Genomic DNA, 16,268 nt, shown 5'->3' on the forward strand with positions numbered 1-16,268 from the left:
CACCTAGGCTGGCCCCATGACGCCTCAACCACCGGGAAACCAGGACAAAGACGCAGGCCGCTGGTCCGATCTGGAGCGCCCGCCGTTGAGCGGGCCCGCCCTGCGCCGGGCCCTGCTGCGCCCCGGGTCGCTGTGGACCTCACTCGACGTGGTCGACTCCACCGGGTCCACCAACACCGACCTCGCCGCCCGCGCGGCCAAGGGAGAGGTGACCGAGGGCGCCGTCCTCGTCGCCGAGGAGCAGTCGGCGGGCCGCGGACGGCTGGACCGCCGCTGGTCGGCGCCGCCGCGCTCCGGGCTCTTCTTCTCCGTCTACCTCACCCCCACCGCCCCCACGGCCCGCTGGGGCTGGCTGCCGCTGCTGACCGGCGTGGCCACCGCCGCGGCCCTCGCCCGCACCGCCGGCGTCGACACCACCCTGAAGTGGCCGAACGACCTCCTGGTGACGGTGGACGGCGCCGAGCGCAAGACCGGCGGCATCCTCGCCGAACGCGCCGGGGACGGCGTCGTCATCGGCATCGGACTGAACGTCTCCCTCCGGGCCGACGAGCTGCCGGTGCCCACCGCGGGCTCACTCGCGTTGGCGGGCGCGCCCGGCACCGACCGGGACCCGCTGCTGCGCGCCGTGCTGCGCTCGCTGGAGGAGTGGTACGGCAAGTGGCAGGACGCCGTCGGCGACCCCGCGGCCAGCCGCCTCCAGGAGGCCTACGCGGCCGGGTGCGCCACCCTCGGGCGCTCGGTGCGCGCCGAACTGCCCGGCGATGCCGAGCTGCTCGGCGAGGCGGTGGCCATCGACGGCGACGGGCGGCTGGTCCTGGCGACCGAGGACGGGGTGCAGCAGCCGGTGGCGGCGGGCGACATCGTGCATCTGCGGGCAACCGGAGGAGACGACTCCGGAAAGCCGGCGTGAGGCGCCGCCCACCCCCGCCGAGCGGCCCCGACGCCCCGTCCGCCACCCCCGGCACGCCGAGGTGAAACCGCCTCTTCCATGGTCAGCGGCACCATGTGAGAGTGAGCCAGAGCACACCTGCCGTATCGTTGGGGCGGTCCGCCGTGGAGCGGGCCATGGGCGAGAAGTGATCGGAAGGGCAGTGCGCAGGGACCGGACAGGGAGCAGGCGGTGACCGCCGACGACTCGGGCGCCGCCCCGACGAACGACGAGGACACCGGCCCGGACGACGAGGCAGCCGCTTCGCCCGACGGGCCCCTCGCCATTCGCCTCGAACAACTCATCCTCGGCGCCGACCGCCGCTACACGCCGTTCCAGGCGGCTCGCAGCGCCGGCGTATCGATGGACCTCGCGGCCCGCTTCTGGCGCGCCATGGGGTTCGCCGACATCGGCCAGGTCAAGGCGTTGACCGAGGCCGATGTGCTGGCGCTGCGGCGCCTGGCCGGTCTGGTCGAGGCGGGCCTGCTGAGCGAGGCGATGGCCGTCCAGGTCGCCCGTTCCACCGGCCAGACCACCGCGCGCCTCGCCGACTGGCAGATCGACTCCTTCCTGGAGGGGTTGACCGAGCCGCAGGACACCGGCCTGACGCGTACGGAGATCACGTATCCGCTGGTCGAGCTGCTCCTCCCCGAGCTGGAGGAGTTCCTCGTCTATGTCTGGCGCCGCCAGCTCGCCGCGGCCACCGGCCGGGTCGTCCGGGCGCAGGACGACGCGGAGATGGTCGACCGCCGCCTGGCCGTCGGCTTCGCGGACCTGGTGGGCTTCACCCGGCTGACCCGCCGGCTGGAGGAGGAGGAACTGGGCGAGCTGGTGGAGGCTTTCGAGACCACCTGCTCCGACCTGGTGGCCGCGCACGGCGGCCGACTGATCAAGACGCTCGGCGACGAGGTGCTCTTCGCGGCCGACGACGCGGGCATCGCGGCCGAGATCGGGCTGCGGCTGATCGAGACGATGACCCATGACGAGACGATGCCGGAGCTGCGGGTCGGCATCGCGTTCGGCACGGTCACGACCCGGATGGGCGATGTCTTCGGCACGACCGTGAATCTGGCCAGCAGGCTCACCTCGATAGCGCCCAAGGACACCGTGCTGGTGGACGAGGCGTTCGCGGAGGAGCTGGGGCGCACCGGCGAGGCGCCGGTCTCCGAGGCGGATGCGGCGGCCGCCGAGAAGGCCGCCGAGGAGGGCACGGGCGAGGCGCCGCCGTCCTACCGCTTCGCGCTGCAGCCGATGTGGCAGCGGCCGGTGCGGGGGCTGGGCGTCATCGAGCCCTGGCTGCTGAGCCGGCGGGGCTGAGCCCCCGCCCGCCGCCCCCCTCCTGTGCACCGGCCCGGGCACCTGAAATGATCCCGCCAGATCAGTTCGGGTCAACGGTCGTTAACCGGGAGGGCTGTATGCAGCGGTTCGGTGCAGAGGGTTGGGTCGGGGTCGAGCGGCACGGCTTCGTGGCGGAGCTCGTCATGGACCGTCCCAAGGCCATGAACGCGGTCTCGACGGCGATGGCCGACAGCCTGGCGCAGGCGTGCGCCGAGCTGGCCGCCGACCGCACGGTACGGGCGGTGGTCCTCACCTCCACCCACGAGCGGGCGTTCTGCGTGGGCGCCGACCTCAAGGAGCGCAACTCCTTCACGGACGCGGACCTGATGCGGCAGCGGCCGCACACCCGGGCCGCCTACACGGGGGTCCTGGAACTGCCGGTGCCCACCGTCGCCGCCGTGCACGGCTTCGCGCTGGGCGGCGGGTTCGAGCTGGCGCTGGCCTGCGATCTGATCGTCGCGGACGGCAGCGCGGTGGTCGGGCTGCCGGAGGTGTCGGTGGGCGTCATTCCCGGTGGCGGCGGTACGCAGCTGCTGCCGCGCCGGGTGGGGGCAGCCCGGGCGGCGGAGCTGGTGTTCACCGCGCGCCGGGTGCCGGCCGCCGAGGCCGCCGGGATGGGGCTGGTCGACCAGCTCGTCGCGGACGGTCAGGACCGGACGGAGGCGCTGGCGCTGGCGGCCCGGATCGCGCGTAACTCACCGGTCGGGCTGCGCGCCGCCAAGAAGGCCATGCGGCTGGGGCACGGCCTGGACCTGCGGGCGGGCCTGGAGGTGGAGGACGGCGCCTGGCGCAGTGTGGCCTTCTCCGGGGATCGGGCGGAGGGCGTGGCGGCGTTCAACGAGAAGCGGGAGCCGGACTGGCCGGGGGAGTGAGCCGGCGCCGCCCCTCGGCCACCGAGCGCCACCGAGTGCGACCACCGGCGGCTCCTGCTCCGGCGCGCCCCGACGCGGGGTGCGCCGCTCGGTGCAACACGGCCCGTGAGGGGCGAATAGGGTTAAACATTCCTACGCTGTAGTACAGGGTGTGCTCACGGTAACGGAATGTGAGGATCCGGTGACGCGCGAGGCCGACGGCGATGTGAGGCTGCGGGCAGTGGTGGAACTGGCGCAGGCGATGGCGGCCGCGCACACGCCCCGCGAGTCGGCACGCGCCGCCGCTCTGGGTGCGCGCGAGGCCCTCGGTGGCTCGTTCGCGGCGATCTCGCAGTGGGAGCGCGAGCTCGGCAAGCTGCGCGTCCTGGTCAACGTGGGGGAACTCGGCGCGGAGGAGCGGGAGTTCCCCGAGGACGAGTGGTATCCGGTGCACGAGTTCCCGGAGATCGCCGACTCCCTGCACGAGCGGTGGGCCGGCGGCGAGCCCCACGCCTGGGTGGAGACCGCCGAAGGGCCGTACGCGGAGGGCCGGCGCGACGCGGGCCCCTACAACCATCAGCGGGTGGCCGCGCTCCGCCGGCGCGGCCGCTCCTGCTGCGTGGTCGCCCCGATCGTGCTGCACGGGCGGGCGTGGGGCGAGCTGTATGTCGCGCGGCGCCTGGGGGAGCCGCTCTTCGTCCGCGCGGACGCCGACTTCGCGACCGTGCTCGCTGCCGTGACGGCCGCCGGGATCGCCCAGACCGAGCGCCTCGCGGAGGCCCGGCGGCTCGCCTTCACCGACGCGTTGACCGGCCTCGCCAACCGTCGTGCCGTGGACCTGCGCCTGGACGAGGCGCTGGCGCGGCACCGCCGGGACGGCTCGGTGGTCAGCCTGGTGGTGTGCGACCTGAACGGCCTGAAGGCGGTGAACGACTCGCGCGGCCACGCGGTGGGGGACCGGCTGCTGGAACGATTCGGCTCGGTGCTCTCGCTGTGCGGCGCGATACTGCCCGGCGCCCTGGCGGCCCGGCTCGGCGGCGACGAGTTCTGCCTGCTGTCGGTCGGCCCCTCGTCCGACGAGGTGGTCAAGGTGGCGGGCGAACTCTGCGCACGGGCCGGGGAGTTGGATCTCGGCGACGGGGTCGCGGTCGGTGTCGCCTCGACCGGCGACCGGATCGGACCGGTGCGCACCGCCCGCCGACTCTTCCGGCTCGCGGATGCCGCGCAGTACCGCGCCAAGGCGGACCTGTCGGGTGAGCCGGTGGTCGCCGGTCGGCACGGCGGCCCCGACGACCCGGTCGTCCGGCTCGCGGACTCTCCCGAGTCGCCGCAGGGGCCGGAGCGGCGGCGGTTCCGGCGGTGAGGAGTGAGGGTCACCCCCGTCCGTTCCGGTCACGCTGCGTAGGGGGTGGGCGGGTAAGGGGTCACCACCGAATCCGGTGGTGACATCCGGCGATTCAGTCTCTAGGGTGCCTGAATATGGATATGCACACTGTGGTGCTGGGGACGTCCGGCACGACCGCACAGGACGTCATCGCCGTGGCCCGCGGCACGGCCCGGATCGAGCTGCCCGAGGAGACGCTCGCGGCCGTCGCGGCCTCCCGCGCCTTCATCGACGACCTCGCCGCCAAGCCCGAGCCGGTCTACGGCGTCTCCACGGGCTTCGGCGCCCTCGCCGTCCGCCACATCAGCCCTGAGCTGCGCGCCCAGCTCCAGCGCAACATCGTCCGCTCGCACGCCGCCGGGATGGGGCCCCGGGTCGAGCGCGAGGTCGTCCGTGCGCTGATGTTCCTGCGCCTGAAGACCCTGGCCTCGGGCCGGACGGGCGTGCGCCCGCTGGTCGTCGAGACGATGACCGCCCTGCTCAACGCCGGTATCACCCCCGTCGTCCACGAGTACGGCTCGCTGGGCTGCTCCGGCGACCTCGCCCCGCTCTCGCACTGTGCGCTGACGCTGCTGGGCGAGGGGGACGCCGAGGGCCCGGACGGCGTCGTGCGGCCCGCCGCCGAACTGCTGGCGGCCCACGGCATCGCGCCCGTCGAGCTGCGCGAGAAGGAGGGCCTGGCCCTCCTCAACGGCACCGACGGCATGCTCGGCATGCTCGTGATGGCCTGCGCCGACCTCGCCCGGCTCTTCACCTCCGCGGACATCACGGCCGCCCTCTCCCTGGAAGCGCTGCTCGGGACCGACAAGGTCCTCGCGCCCGAGCTGCACGCCATCCGCCCGCACCCCGGCCAGGCCGCCTCGGCAGCCAACATGCTCAAGGTCCTGGCCGGTTCGGGCTTCACCGGCCACCACCAGGACGACGCACCGCGCGTCCAGGACGCCTACTCCATCCGCTGCGCCCCGCAGGTCGCCGGCGCGGGCCGGGACACCCTCGACCACGCCCGGCTGGTCGCCGACCGCGAGCTGGCCGCCGCCGTCGACAACCCCGTCGTCCTCCCCGACGGCCGGGTCGAGTCCAACGGCAACTTCCACGGCGCCCCGGTCGCCTACGTCCTGGACTTCCTGGCCATCGCCGCCGCCGACCTCGGCTCCATCGCGGAGCGCCGTACCGACCGGCTGCTGGACAAGAACCGCTCGCACGGCCTGCCCGCCTTCCTGGCCGGCGACCCGGGTGTCGACTCCGGCCTGATGATCGCCCAGTACACGCAGGCCGCGCTGGTCAGCGAGCTGAAGCGGCTGGCCGCACCGGCCTCCGTGGACTCCATCCCGTCGTCCGCCATGCAGGAGGACCACGTCTCGATGGGCTGGTCGGCGGCGCGCAAGCTGCGGACCTCGATCGACAACCTGACCCGGGTCGTCGCCGTCGAGCTCTACGCCGCCACCCGCGCCATAGAGATGCGCGACGGGCTGACGGCGGCCCCCGCCACCCTCGCCGTGCTGGACGCCGTGCGTGCGGCGGGCATCGAGGGGCCGGGCGAGGACCGGTTCCTGGCGCCCGACCTGGCGGGCGCCTACGCGTTCGTGCGGGCCGGGAAGCTGGTCGAGGCCGCGGAGTCGGTCACCGGGGAGCTGGCCTGACGGTGCGTCGGACGGAGTAGCTCACCAGGCCGGCGCCGAGGGCGAGGCAGGCGGCGCCGCCGATCACGTACGGCGTGGACTCGGGGGAGCCGGTGGCGGCGAGCAGTTGCTGCGGGGTGCCGGCCTCCCCGGTGACGGTGGCCGCCGCACCGGCGTCGGCCACCGCTCCGTGGCGGGGTGCCGCGGCCGTCCGCGGGTCGACCGGGGCCGCTCCGCCGCCGGCGTTCGCATTCGCGGACGGCACGAACCACAGGGCGAGCAGCACCGAACCCGCGACAGTGGCGGTCAGCAACGGTCGTCGTGCGGTCACCGCGCGATCCTCCTTGTGGGTCAGGCGAATTGGCCGATGAGCGCAGATGTTAGTGACCGCCGCGGGTCGCGGGGAAGTCCGGACGCGGACGTGCTTACCCTCCGTCCCATGAGCAATGGTGAGACATCACGTTTTGTACGCCTTCATGTCGAACTGGTCATGGAGATCACCGACGCCGGCCGGCTGACCGGCGCCGCCCTCGACCACATCGGCGGCGACCCGTCCCTCCCCGATGACCAGCGCCAGCAGGCCCTGGACACGGTCCGTGAGGACCCGGCCGAGGCGCTGGCCCACCTCGTCGACCCGTTCGACCTCGTCACGGCCGTGCCGGGCACCGAGCTCGCGCACGCCTCCTGGAGCAGTGAGGAGATGACCGACTACGACCCGGACGCGGAGTGGGACGCGGCCGACTGGGATCTCGCGGACGACCGGGCCGGCAGGTCCTGACGGGCGCCCCGCCCGCGCCCCGGACCCCCGCTCGTTCCCGCCGGTGTAACCGACCTCATATTCATCACGGCCCCCGTATGTCACCTTTGGTACGGGGGCCGCCTACATGGGCCGGTGCGTCGGATTTGCCGCGGTTCGAGTGGGCTACCCCACAGTTTTCGCAGGTGTGGAACACGGTCAAAGGGCGCATACGTTCCCAAGGTGTCGGCCGGAATGCCTGCGCCCTGTCATCGACAACGCAACCGATCACCGCACTGATCGACTCATCGACTCGGGAGTTCTGGGGTCCAGTAGTAATGGAGATACGTGTGACAACGGACAGTAATCGCTGCAAGGGCGTCATAGCCGGCGCCGCACTGCTCGGAGGTGTCCTCACCCTCTCGGCGTGCGGCGGTGGCGACGGCGGCAGCGGCAGCGGCAGTCACGCCGCGCCCAGCCCCAAGCCCAAGCACGAGAACTCCCAGCAGGTCGACGCCGCGGCCGCCAAGGACGCCTCCCAGGCCAAGATCCACATCAAGCCCGCGGACGGCGTGACCGATGCCGGCGTCAACAGCGACGCCAAGGTGCAGGTCGCGGACGGCAAGCTCACCGACGTCACGATGACCTCCGCGGCCACCGGCGAGACCGTCGCCGGCACGACGTCCGCCGACGGCTCCTCCTGGAAGCCCGACACGGCGCTGGCCCGTTCCACGACGTACAAGGTCACCGCCCACGCCACGGACTCCAAGGGCCGCAAGGCGGTGGAGAACTCCTCCTTCACCACCGTCTCCCCCGGGAACAGCTTCATCGGCACCTTCACCCCCGAGGACGGCTCGACCGTCGGCGTCGGCATGCCGGTGTCGATCAACTTCGACAAGCCGGTGGTGAACAAGAAGCGCGTCGAGTCCGCGATCAAGGTCGCGTCCAGCAGCAACCAGCGGGTCGTCGGCCACTGGTTCAACAGCAAGCGGCTGGACTTCCGCCCCCAGGAGTACTGGAAGGCGAACTCCAAGGTCACCATGAAGCTCGGCCTGGACGACGTCGAGGCGGCGCCGGGCGTCAAGGGCATCCAGAACAAGACCGTCAGCTTCAACGTCGGCCACTCGCAGGTCAGCACCATCGACGCCAAGGCGCACGAGATGACCGTGGTCCGCGACGGCCGGACGATCCGCACCATCCCGATCTCCTCGGGCAGCGCGGACCACCCGACCTACAACGGCAAGATGGTCGTCTCGGAGAGGTTCAAGCAGACCCGGATGGACGGCTCCACCGTCGGCTTCGCCAAGAAGGGCGGCAAGGGCGAGTACGACATCCCCGACGTCCCGCACGCCATGCGCCTGTCGGCATCCGGCACCTTCATCCACGGCAACTACTGGGGCAAGGGCATCTTCGGCCACGCCAACACCAGCCACGGCTGCATCGGCCTGGAGGACGCCCGGGGCGCCGACGACCCGACGACCGACGGTGCGTGGTTCTTCCAGCACTCGCAGCTCGGTGACGTCGTCGAGGTGACCCACTCCGGGGACCGGACCATCCAGCCCGACAACGGCCTCAACGGCTGGAACATGGACTGGTCCCAGTGGGTCGCGGGCAGCGCCCTGCAGTAGCCCGCATCCGAACGGACCGGTGTCCACGCTGAGCGCCACGGCTGAGCGGACCGGAGTCCGCACCTGAGCCGACCGACGCCCGGGGTGCCGAAAGACGGCGCGCCGGGCGTCGCCGCTGCGTACGGAGCGCCGCAGACACACGGGCATCGACCCGACGGGAACGGCGCCCCCCGACGCGTGCGCCGCCGCACCCGCCCGCGCCCCCGACTGTCCCCCCGTCCGTACCCTGACCAGGTGACTGAGCACGGCAGAAGCGGAAACGACGGGCGCACCGGACGTCCCGGGCGCGCGGCACCGGAGGCCGACGAGCTGGTGGGGAGCGTGCTGGGCCGGGTCCGGTACGCGGCGGACGGGGCGGCGGCCGAGGACGCCGTCGAGGCGGGGGCCTCGATGCTGGCCGCGGCGGAGGCCGGCTGGGAGGCGGTCAGCGCGGCGGTCGTCGCGGCCGCCGCGAACGGGGTCGCGCAGTGCTGGACGGGCGGCTGGCACCCCGCCGACCTGGAGCGGTACCTGCGACGCGAGGCGTCCGGCACCGCACCGGTGGCGCTGGCGGTGGACGCCATGGCGGCCGAGGCGGCCCGGGCCCCCACGGCCCGGACGCCGCGCGGCGCCCGCTGGACCGAGCAGCTGCGGCAGCTCGGCGCCGACGTCTGGTGGGAGTCCGACCGCGGCTACCTCGACGCGCTGGCCGGACGCCGCCGTACATCCCGCTTCGAGACCGCCTACGAGGTCCTGACCGCCCTGCGGGCCCTCGCCAGGGTGCCGCGCATCACCCCGCTGCCGTCCCCGGCCGCGACGCCCCCCGCCAAGGCCCGGGGCGCCGCCGCCTCCCGTGCCCTCGGCCGCGTCCGGGGCCTGCTCGCCAAGGCCGAGGCGACGAACTTCGCGGAGGAGGCGGAGGCGCTCTCGGCCAAGGCCCAGGAGCTGATGGCCCGGCACAGCATCGACGAGGCGCTCCTGGACAGCGCGGCCGGCTCCCCGGGCGCGCCGGCCGGCGGCCCCTCGGCGGTCCGCATCGGCATCGAGGGACCGTACGAACAGGCCAAGGCCCTGCTCCTGGACGCCGTCGCGACCGCCAACCGCTGCCAGGCCGTCTGGGCCGCCGAACTCGGCTTCTCCACCCTCGTCGGCTTCGAACCCGACCTGGAGGCCGCCGAGTTGCTCTACACCTCGCTGCTGCTCCAGGCCACCGCCACGATGCACCGCGCGGCGAACGCCCTCCCCCGAACTCACAAGGAGCAGGGCGGTGCCCCCGGCGCCCGGGGCCGCTCGCGCCGTACCCGGGACTTCCGCCAGACCTTCCTCGTCGCCTACGCGGACCGTATCCGGGGCCGCCTGACCGAGGCCGCTGCCGCCGCGACCGCGGCCGCCACCGCCGATTCCCCCGACACCGCCCCCGCCCTCCTCCCGGTCCTCGCCGCCCGCGAACTGGCCGTCGAGGAAACCACCGGCGCCCTCTTCCCGGACACCGCCCCGGTCCGGCTGCGCGGCATACACGACGTGGACGGCTGGCACCAGGGCAGGGCGGCGGCCGACCGGGCACGGCTGGGGGACGGGTGAGCCGGGGTCCGGACGCGCCCGGGAGCGGCCGAGTACGAAGGCGGACGGCGGCCGCGCCACGGTGCCGTGGCGGGGGCCGCCTCCCCCACGGCTGCCCCGCAGGCTGAACGGAAGCCGCCGGGCGTGCGTACGGATATCGACGGTGCAGAACTCCCGAGTCCGCTCCGCCGTGTCACCATCGGGCCTCGCACGGAAGGATCTTCGGGTGTCGCACAGCACGAGCTCTGGCCGGCTGCCACAGGAGGAGCGGAACTCCGCGACCGAGGTCCTGCCGCCGGGCCGCCCCCCGGAACACGCGCCGGACGCCGCGCGAGCGGCAACGGAACCGGACACCGCCGCGAGCGGAGGAGCGGCCACCGACCCCGCCACGGCCACCGACCCGGCCACAGGCACCGCCACGGCCACAGGCGCCGGCCCCGCCGCCACGGACTCCCTCTCCGCCGCCGCCGGGGCGGGTGCCGGCCGGCGGGAGCGGCATCCGGTCGCGGTGCGCGCGGGGGCGTGGACGACCACCGTCCTGGCCGGTGCGCTGGTGCTCGTCACCCTCCTGCTGCCGAACGATCCCGCCCGCCTGACACCCGCCGAGTTCCTCCGCGTCCCGGTGGAGGGAATTGCCGGCGCCGCCCTGCTGCTGCTCCTGCCGCAGAAGGTACGGCGGGCGGCCGCGGCCCTCGCCGGGGTCGCTCTCGCTCTGCTGGCCGTCCTGGATCTCCTCGACATCGGCTTCGACGAGGTGCTCGGCCGAGGGTTCAACGTCGTCTTCGACTGGGTCCTGCTCGGCGACGGTGCCTCGTTCCTCCAGGACTCGATAGGCCGGGCGGGCGCGATCGGAGTCGAGATCGGGGCCGTGGTCCTGGTGCTCGCCCTGCTCGTCCTCACGGCGCTGGCGGTCGTCCGGCTCAGCAACCTCATGGCCCGCCACGGCGCCACCGCCGCCGGCGCCACCCTCGTCCTCGGGACCGTCTGGGTCCTCTCCGCGGCGCTCGGCCTGCGGATCGCCGGCACGCCGGTCGCCGCCCGCAGCACCTCCGACCTCGTCCAGGCCCGGATGGACGGTGTGAGCGCGACCCTGAAGGACGAGCGGGCGTTCGCCGAGGAAGCCGCGACCGACCCGTACCACGGCGTCCCGGGAAGCCGGCTGCTGACCGGACTGCGCGGCAAGGACGTCATCTTCACCTTCATAGAGAGCTACGGCCGCAGCGCGATCCAGGACCCGCTGACGGCACCGGGGGTCGACGCGGTGCTCGCGAAGGGGACCGAGCGCCTCCGCGCGGCCGGCTACTCCGCCCGCAGCGGCTGGCTCACCTCGGCGACGTACGGCGGCAGCAGCTGGCTGGGCCACTCCACCTTCCTGTCCGGCCTGTGGATCGACAACCAGCAGCGCTACCGCACCGTCACCGCGGGCGACCACCTGTCGCTCACCAAGGCGTTCCGCCGCACCGGCGCCTGGCGGACCGTCGGCATCATGCCCGGCGTCACCAAGAGCTGGCCGGAGGCCACGTTCTACGGACTCGACCACGTCTACGACTCCAGGGAACTCGGCTACCGGGGACCCAAGTTCAGCTGGTCGACCATGCCCGACCAGTACAGCCTCGCCGCCTTCGAGCGCCTGGAGCACGGCAGACCGCACGACAAGCCGCTGATGTCCGAGATCATCCTGACCTCCAGCCACAATCCCTGGGCGCCCCTCCCCAGGACGATCGACTGGAACAGGGTCGGCGACGGCTCCGTCTACCGCTCCATCGAGAAGGCCGGCAAGAACCCCGTGGACGTCTGGCAGCAGACCGACCGGGTGCGCACCGAGTACGGCAAGTCCGTCCAGTACTCCCTCAACACCCTCATCTCGTACGTCGAGAAGTACGGCGACAAGAACACCGTGCTGGTCTTCCTCGGCGACCACCAGCCCGTCGCGAAGGTCTCCGGCGACCACGCCGGCCGGGACGTACCGGTCACGCTCGTCGCCCACGACCCCGCCGTCCTGAAGCGGATCTCGGGCTGGCACTGGACCCCCGGCCTGAACCCCGGCCGCACGGGACCGGTCTGGCGGATGGACGCCTTCCGCGACCGCTTCCTGAAGGCCTACGGCCCGCACCCCGACTCCGCGGCCCCCTCGCCCGCCCGGTAGCCGCGAACGGCCCGCCACCGTGCCGAACCACCGGACGCCCCCGGGTGGTTCGGCACGGCGGCGGTGCGGGCGCAGCGGCCTCGCCCGCATCCCGCCCGCAGCCGCCCGCTCAGACACACTCCGGTACGCGGGGTTCACCGCGGAACACCTGCGCGGTGTGCCACGTGATGTACGCGGGGGCGACCCGGGCACTGCCCTGCTGTGGCCCGACGAGGTCCCGGCCGGTGAGGCCGAGCACCTGCTCACGCACCGCCCGGCCCCGGCCGACGAACTCCCGGGACACCGTGATCCGCCGGCCGGAATCCAGGCCCAGCACCCCCCTGTCGAACAGCTTGTGGTGCAGCGAGCACAGGCACAGGCAGTTGGCGAGGTCGTCCGGCCCGCGGAAGGCCCACCACCGGACATGGGCGGCCTCCAGCCCGACCGGCACCCCGCCGATCGAACCGTCGAAGCCGCAGAAGGCGCACCGGTACTCGTACGCGATCAGCACACGCCTGCGCAGCTCGGCCGCGCGCCGGCGTCCCGGTCCCGGTGCGGAGGCGAGGCGTGCGCCGTCCCCCGCCTCCGCATCGAGCCCGACGGCAGCGGCGATGTCCGGGTGGATCGACGGCGGGAAGTGCCGCTCCAGCAGCAGCTGCGCCAACCGACCGAGCAGCGCCGGATCGTCGGCGAGCGCGCCCCGCAGCCCCGCCGCCAACTGCCCCCGCGCCCCGCTCTCCCGCAGCACCCGCACGCCCGATCCCGGGCTGCCGGTACCGCTGTCGGTGCGCACCTCCCACACACCGTCACTGACGAGATGGTGGAACGGATAAGAGGGCGACGTCCGGTGCGTGGGGCCGTAGTCCTGCAGCAGCTCGCTCAGATCGTGCTCGATCTCCGAATAGTGCATCGGCTGCTGGGGACACCGCTGGAACCGTCCCAACGCATAGAGCATCAGGAGCGGTTTGTGCGGTGCCCGCGCCCCGTTCTGCGCCCACTGCCGCAGGTTCCCCACCCGTTCCATCCAGTCCATGACAGGTGACTGTAGGGCGGGGAGCGGGGAGCGGGGAGCGCGGCACGCGTACGGGTGCTGTGCGGGACGGCGGCCTCAACCCCACCAAGCCGAAGCGGCCCACCGGACGAGCCCGCGAGCCGTCACGACGAGGACGGCTCAGCACTCTTGTGGTGGCGCGCCTTCTCGACGACATCGCGGATCTCGTCGGTGACGAGCTGCGGCTGGTTGTTGTGGATGTTGTGGTCACTCCTCGTCCTCGTGATGTGCAGCGCGCCGGCGTACTGCCGCGCGAGATCTCGCTGCGAGGCGAGCTGCGCCCGCCAGAAGACCTGGGGGTAGTCCGCCGGCGCCCGGTCCGGCAGGCGCGCGCGAAAGGCGTCGGCGTCGAACCTGTCTCCCGACAGCACGACCACCGGGACCTTCGGTGCCCGAGGAGCGGCACGTACCTGCCGGAAGACGGTCGCGGGATCTTGCCTCTCGACATCCTTCCACTGCGCGACGCGCTTCTTGTCGTCGTTGCGGATGAGCGCAAGGAAGACGTCGAACTCCGCGGGTGTGAGCCGCGATTGCAGGAATTCCGACTCACCGTCGACGAGAACGAGGCCGGACACCTCACGCGGGTACTCGCCGGCGAAGACTCGGACGAGCGGCCCGCCCGCGGACCATCCCACGAGCACATAGGGGCCGGGTACCTTCGCCGCCTTCAACAGCGTGTGCAGGTCCGCGACGTCACCACGGGGTGTGGTGGGTTGGGCCACCGCCGTCGAGGCGGTGGGCTTTCCGCCCTCCCGTGCCGTTCCCGGGCGGTCGTAGGAACAGACTCTGGTGAACTTCCCCACCCCGGGATAGACGGCGGAACCGCTGGGCCGCGTCGTGCCGGCGGAGTCGGTCACCTGACTCCACGTATCGGCGGCGGCAACCAGCCCCGGTACGAGGACGACCGTCGGAGACCCACTGCCGCGGCACTCCAGGGACATCTTGCGACCATGACCGACATCGACCAACCGCGTGGACGGTGTCGTCGTATCAGGGCCGGCAGGTGCCGAGAGCGCGGAATGCGTGGCGGACGCGCTGCACGCCGCGGTGAGCAGTACAGATCCGACCAGAACGCCGACCCGCCGAAGAAACCCACTTCGCGCCCCGCGACCGCCCCGCCGGATAGTGCTGGGTCGACTCATCTCACTCCGTCGTGATCCTTCGTCGGTCCTTCATGAACGGGATCCCGTTCCCCGCATCCGGCGTTCCCCGCATCCGGCGACACCCGTCATGCGGGGGAGCCGGCATCGCCGCTGCCGGGCGAGGAACGACGACACCGCTGGGAACGTATGCGATCTGCCGGCCACCGCCAACGACGTGCCCCTCGGCGAGTCCTCACCGTCACCGTCACCGGCACCGTCACCGGCCCGGCGGACACCGGCGGACGGCGTCCTTGCGCCCGCTCACAAGGCGCCGGCCGCGGCCCGCCGGTCGCGGCGCTGCTTGACATGGCCTGCGCCCGCCAGCGCCGCCACCACGAGGGCCGTACCGGCGAGCTGCTGCCGGCCGTCCGCGCCGGCGGCCATGACGGCGAAGACGCCGAGGATGGCGGCGAACGCGAGCCAGGTCAGGTAGGGGAATCCCCACATCCGCACCGAGAGCAGCTCGGGTGCCTCGCGCTCCAGACGACGGCGCATCCTCAGCTGGGTGAGGCAGACGATGGACCAGACGACCAGCACCGAGCAGCCGGCGATGTTCAGCAGCCAGGCGAACACGGTGGTCGGCCAGACGATCCCGGCGATCACGGCGGCGAAGCCGAACAGGCAGGACGCCACGACCGCCGCCGCCGGCACGCCCCGGGAGACCCTGCCCAGGAAACGCGGGCCCTGGCCCCGGTTGACGAGGGAGTACGCCATGCGCGACGAGCCGTAGATGTTGGCGTTCATCGCGGAGAGCAGCGCCACCAGCACCACGACCTGCATGATCGTGCCGGCTGCCGGGATGCCGAGCCTGTCGAGGACGGTGACGTACGGGCCGTCCGTGGCGACCCTCGGGTTGTTCCACGGCACCAGGGTGACGACCACGGCCATCGAGCCGATGTAGAAGACGGCGATGCGCCAGACGGCGGTACGGACCGCACGGGCCACGTTGCGGCTCGGATGGTCGGACTCCGCCGCCGCGATGGTGACGGTCTCCAGACCCGCGAACCCGGAAAGCGTGGTCAGCAGTCCGGCGGCGAGTCCGGCTGCGCCGGTCGGGAAGAAGCCGCCGTGGCCGGTGAGGTGGCTCGCGCCGGGGGCGCTGCCGAACACCCCGAGAATGCCCAGGACGCCCAGCACCAGGAAGGCGACGATCGCGGTGACCTTGACCGCGGCGAACCAGAACTCGAACTCGCCGAAGTTCTTGACCGCGGTCAGATTGCTGGCGCAGAAGAACACCATGAAGAGCGCCACCCAGCCGTAGGCGGGGACGAACGACACCCAGGTGTGCATGATCGTGCCCGCCGCGGTGGCTTCGGCGGCCACGCCGGCGCAGAGCATCAGCCAGTACATCCAGCCCGAGGTGGCACCCGCCCAGGAGCCGATCTCCTCCTCGGCATGCACCGAGAACGAGCCGGTGGAGGGGCGGGCCGCGGACATCTCGCCGAGCATCCGCATGATCAGCATGACCAGTGCGCCGGCGCCGACGAAGAGCAGGACGATCGCCGGCCCGGCCGCGGCGATGCCGACCCCGGAGCCGACGAAGAGCCCCGCGCCGATGACCCCGCCGAGCGCGATCATCGACAGATGCCGTTGCTTGAGCCCGTGCGACAGCACCGGCTCGGTCTCGCGATCCTGCACGGCCTGCGGGGCGCCCTGCGGTGGCCGGGTGCTTGTCGGACTCATAGGTCGTGCCTGTTCATTGCCGGTGACGTTCGGTGATCCTCACGAGTGTGCGGGGACGTGTTTCGCGTACGCCGTGAACGCCCGCCATTCGGACAGTTCGCTTACAGGTGGTGAAGGAGCCGACACACAGCCCCTCCCGGTGAGCCCGTCCGCCGTGTGGTCCGCGGCCCGTGGTCCGTGGTCCGTGGTCCGTGGGCCGCGGGCCGGCGCCGGGGGAGCGGAAGCGGAGGCGGGCGGGCAGGGG

At 72.8% G+C, this 16,268-nt stretch carries 13 protein-coding genes; 9 read left to right on the forward strand and 4 right to left on the reverse strand.

Annotated features, from left to right (window positions below):
- Positions 1-16: 16 nt before the first annotated feature.
- The 5 genes from ACGFML_RS02275 (at position 17) to hutH (ending at position 6,141) form a co-directional block, all read left to right on the forward strand.
- Positions 17-910: a biotin--[acetyl-CoA-carboxylase] ligase gene (locus tag ACGFML_RS02275; RefSeq protein ID WP_393539033.1), complete on the forward strand. Its 894-nt coding sequence runs from the start codon at positions 17-19 to the stop codon at positions 908-910.
- A 210-nt stretch (positions 911-1,120) separates the two neighbouring features.
- A complete protein-coding gene (locus tag ACGFML_RS02280) occupies positions 1,121-2,245 on the forward strand; it encodes an adenylate/guanylate cyclase domain-containing protein (protein WP_393539035.1) in 1,125 nt (374 codons plus the stop codon).
- Positions 2,246-2,343: 98 nt separating this feature from the next.
- A complete protein-coding gene (locus tag ACGFML_RS02285; RefSeq protein ID WP_393539037.1) occupies positions 2,344-3,138 on the forward strand; it encodes an enoyl-CoA hydratase/isomerase family protein in 795 nt (264 codons plus the stop codon).
- A gap of 241 nt (positions 3,139-3,379) precedes the next feature.
- The gene (locus ACGFML_RS02290) at positions 3,380-4,480 is read left to right on the forward strand and encodes a diguanylate cyclase domain-containing protein (RefSeq protein WP_393540370.1); all 1,101 of its coding nucleotides are present in this window, start codon (positions 3,380-3,382) and stop codon (positions 4,478-4,480) included.
- Positions 4,481-4,596: 116 nt separating this feature from the next.
- On the forward strand, positions 4,597-6,141 hold the full coding sequence (gene hutH / locus ACGFML_RS02295; protein WP_393539039.1) for a histidine ammonia-lyase: 1,545 nt from the start codon (positions 4,597-4,599) through the stop codon (positions 6,139-6,141).
- Here hutH and ACGFML_RS02300 read toward each other — a convergent pair.
- Positions 6,122-6,451, reverse strand: coding sequence for a hypothetical protein (locus ACGFML_RS02300; protein WP_393539040.1), 330 nt, complete (start codon positions 6,449-6,451; stop codon positions 6,122-6,124). The genes hutH and ACGFML_RS02300 overlap by 20 nt on opposite strands.
- Before the next feature lie 108 nt (positions 6,452-6,559).
- On the opposite strand from ACGFML_RS02300, the gene ACGFML_RS02305 reads away from it, so the two are divergent.
- The 4 genes from ACGFML_RS02305 (at position 6,560) to ACGFML_RS02320 (ending at position 12,169) form a co-directional block, all read left to right on the forward strand.
- Positions 6,560-6,898, forward strand: a complete 339-nt coding sequence (locus tag ACGFML_RS02305) for a hypothetical protein (protein WP_393539042.1) — start codon at positions 6,560-6,562, stop codon at positions 6,896-6,898.
- 296 nt (positions 6,899-7,194) lie between these two features.
- On the forward strand, positions 7,195-8,484 hold the full coding sequence (locus ACGFML_RS02310) for an Ig-like domain-containing protein (RefSeq protein WP_393539044.1): 1,290 nt from the start codon (positions 7,195-7,197) through the stop codon (positions 8,482-8,484).
- A gap of 321 nt (positions 8,485-8,805) precedes the next feature.
- Positions 8,806-10,044, forward strand: coding sequence for a DUF2786 domain-containing protein (locus tag ACGFML_RS02315; RefSeq protein WP_393540372.1), 1,239 nt, complete (start codon positions 8,806-8,808; stop codon positions 10,042-10,044).
- Positions 10,045-10,249: 205 nt separating this feature from the next.
- Positions 10,250-12,169, forward strand: coding sequence for a sulfatase (locus tag ACGFML_RS02320; RefSeq protein ID WP_393539045.1), 1,920 nt, complete (start codon positions 10,250-10,252; stop codon positions 12,167-12,169).
- A gap of 109 nt (positions 12,170-12,278) precedes the next feature.
- Here ACGFML_RS02320 and ACGFML_RS02325 read toward each other — a convergent pair whose 3' ends face one another.
- From ACGFML_RS02325 to ACGFML_RS02335, 3 genes are all read right to left on the reverse strand, one after another.
- Positions 12,279-13,181 carry a phosphorothioated DNA-binding restriction endonuclease gene (locus ACGFML_RS02325; RefSeq protein ID WP_393539047.1) on the reverse strand — a complete coding sequence of 301 codons (903 nt, stop codon included), beginning with the start codon at positions 13,179-13,181 and terminating at the stop codon, positions 12,279-12,281.
- A 122-nt stretch (positions 13,182-13,303) separates the two neighbouring features.
- Positions 13,304-14,341, reverse strand: coding sequence for an alpha/beta fold hydrolase (locus ACGFML_RS02330; protein ID WP_393539049.1), 1,038 nt, complete (start codon positions 14,339-14,341; stop codon positions 13,304-13,306).
- A 261-nt stretch (positions 14,342-14,602) separates the two neighbouring features.
- Positions 14,603-16,024, reverse strand: coding sequence for an amino acid permease (locus ACGFML_RS02335; RefSeq protein WP_393539051.1), 1,422 nt, complete (start codon positions 16,022-16,024; stop codon positions 14,603-14,605).
- Between the last annotated feature and the right edge of the window lie 244 nt (positions 16,025-16,268).

Origin of the sequence: Streptomyces sp. NPDC048650 (assembly GCF_043199095.1) — a bacterium.
In the GTDB taxonomy this organism is placed as follows: Bacteria; Actinomycetota; Actinomycetes; order Streptomycetales; family Streptomycetaceae; genus Streptomyces.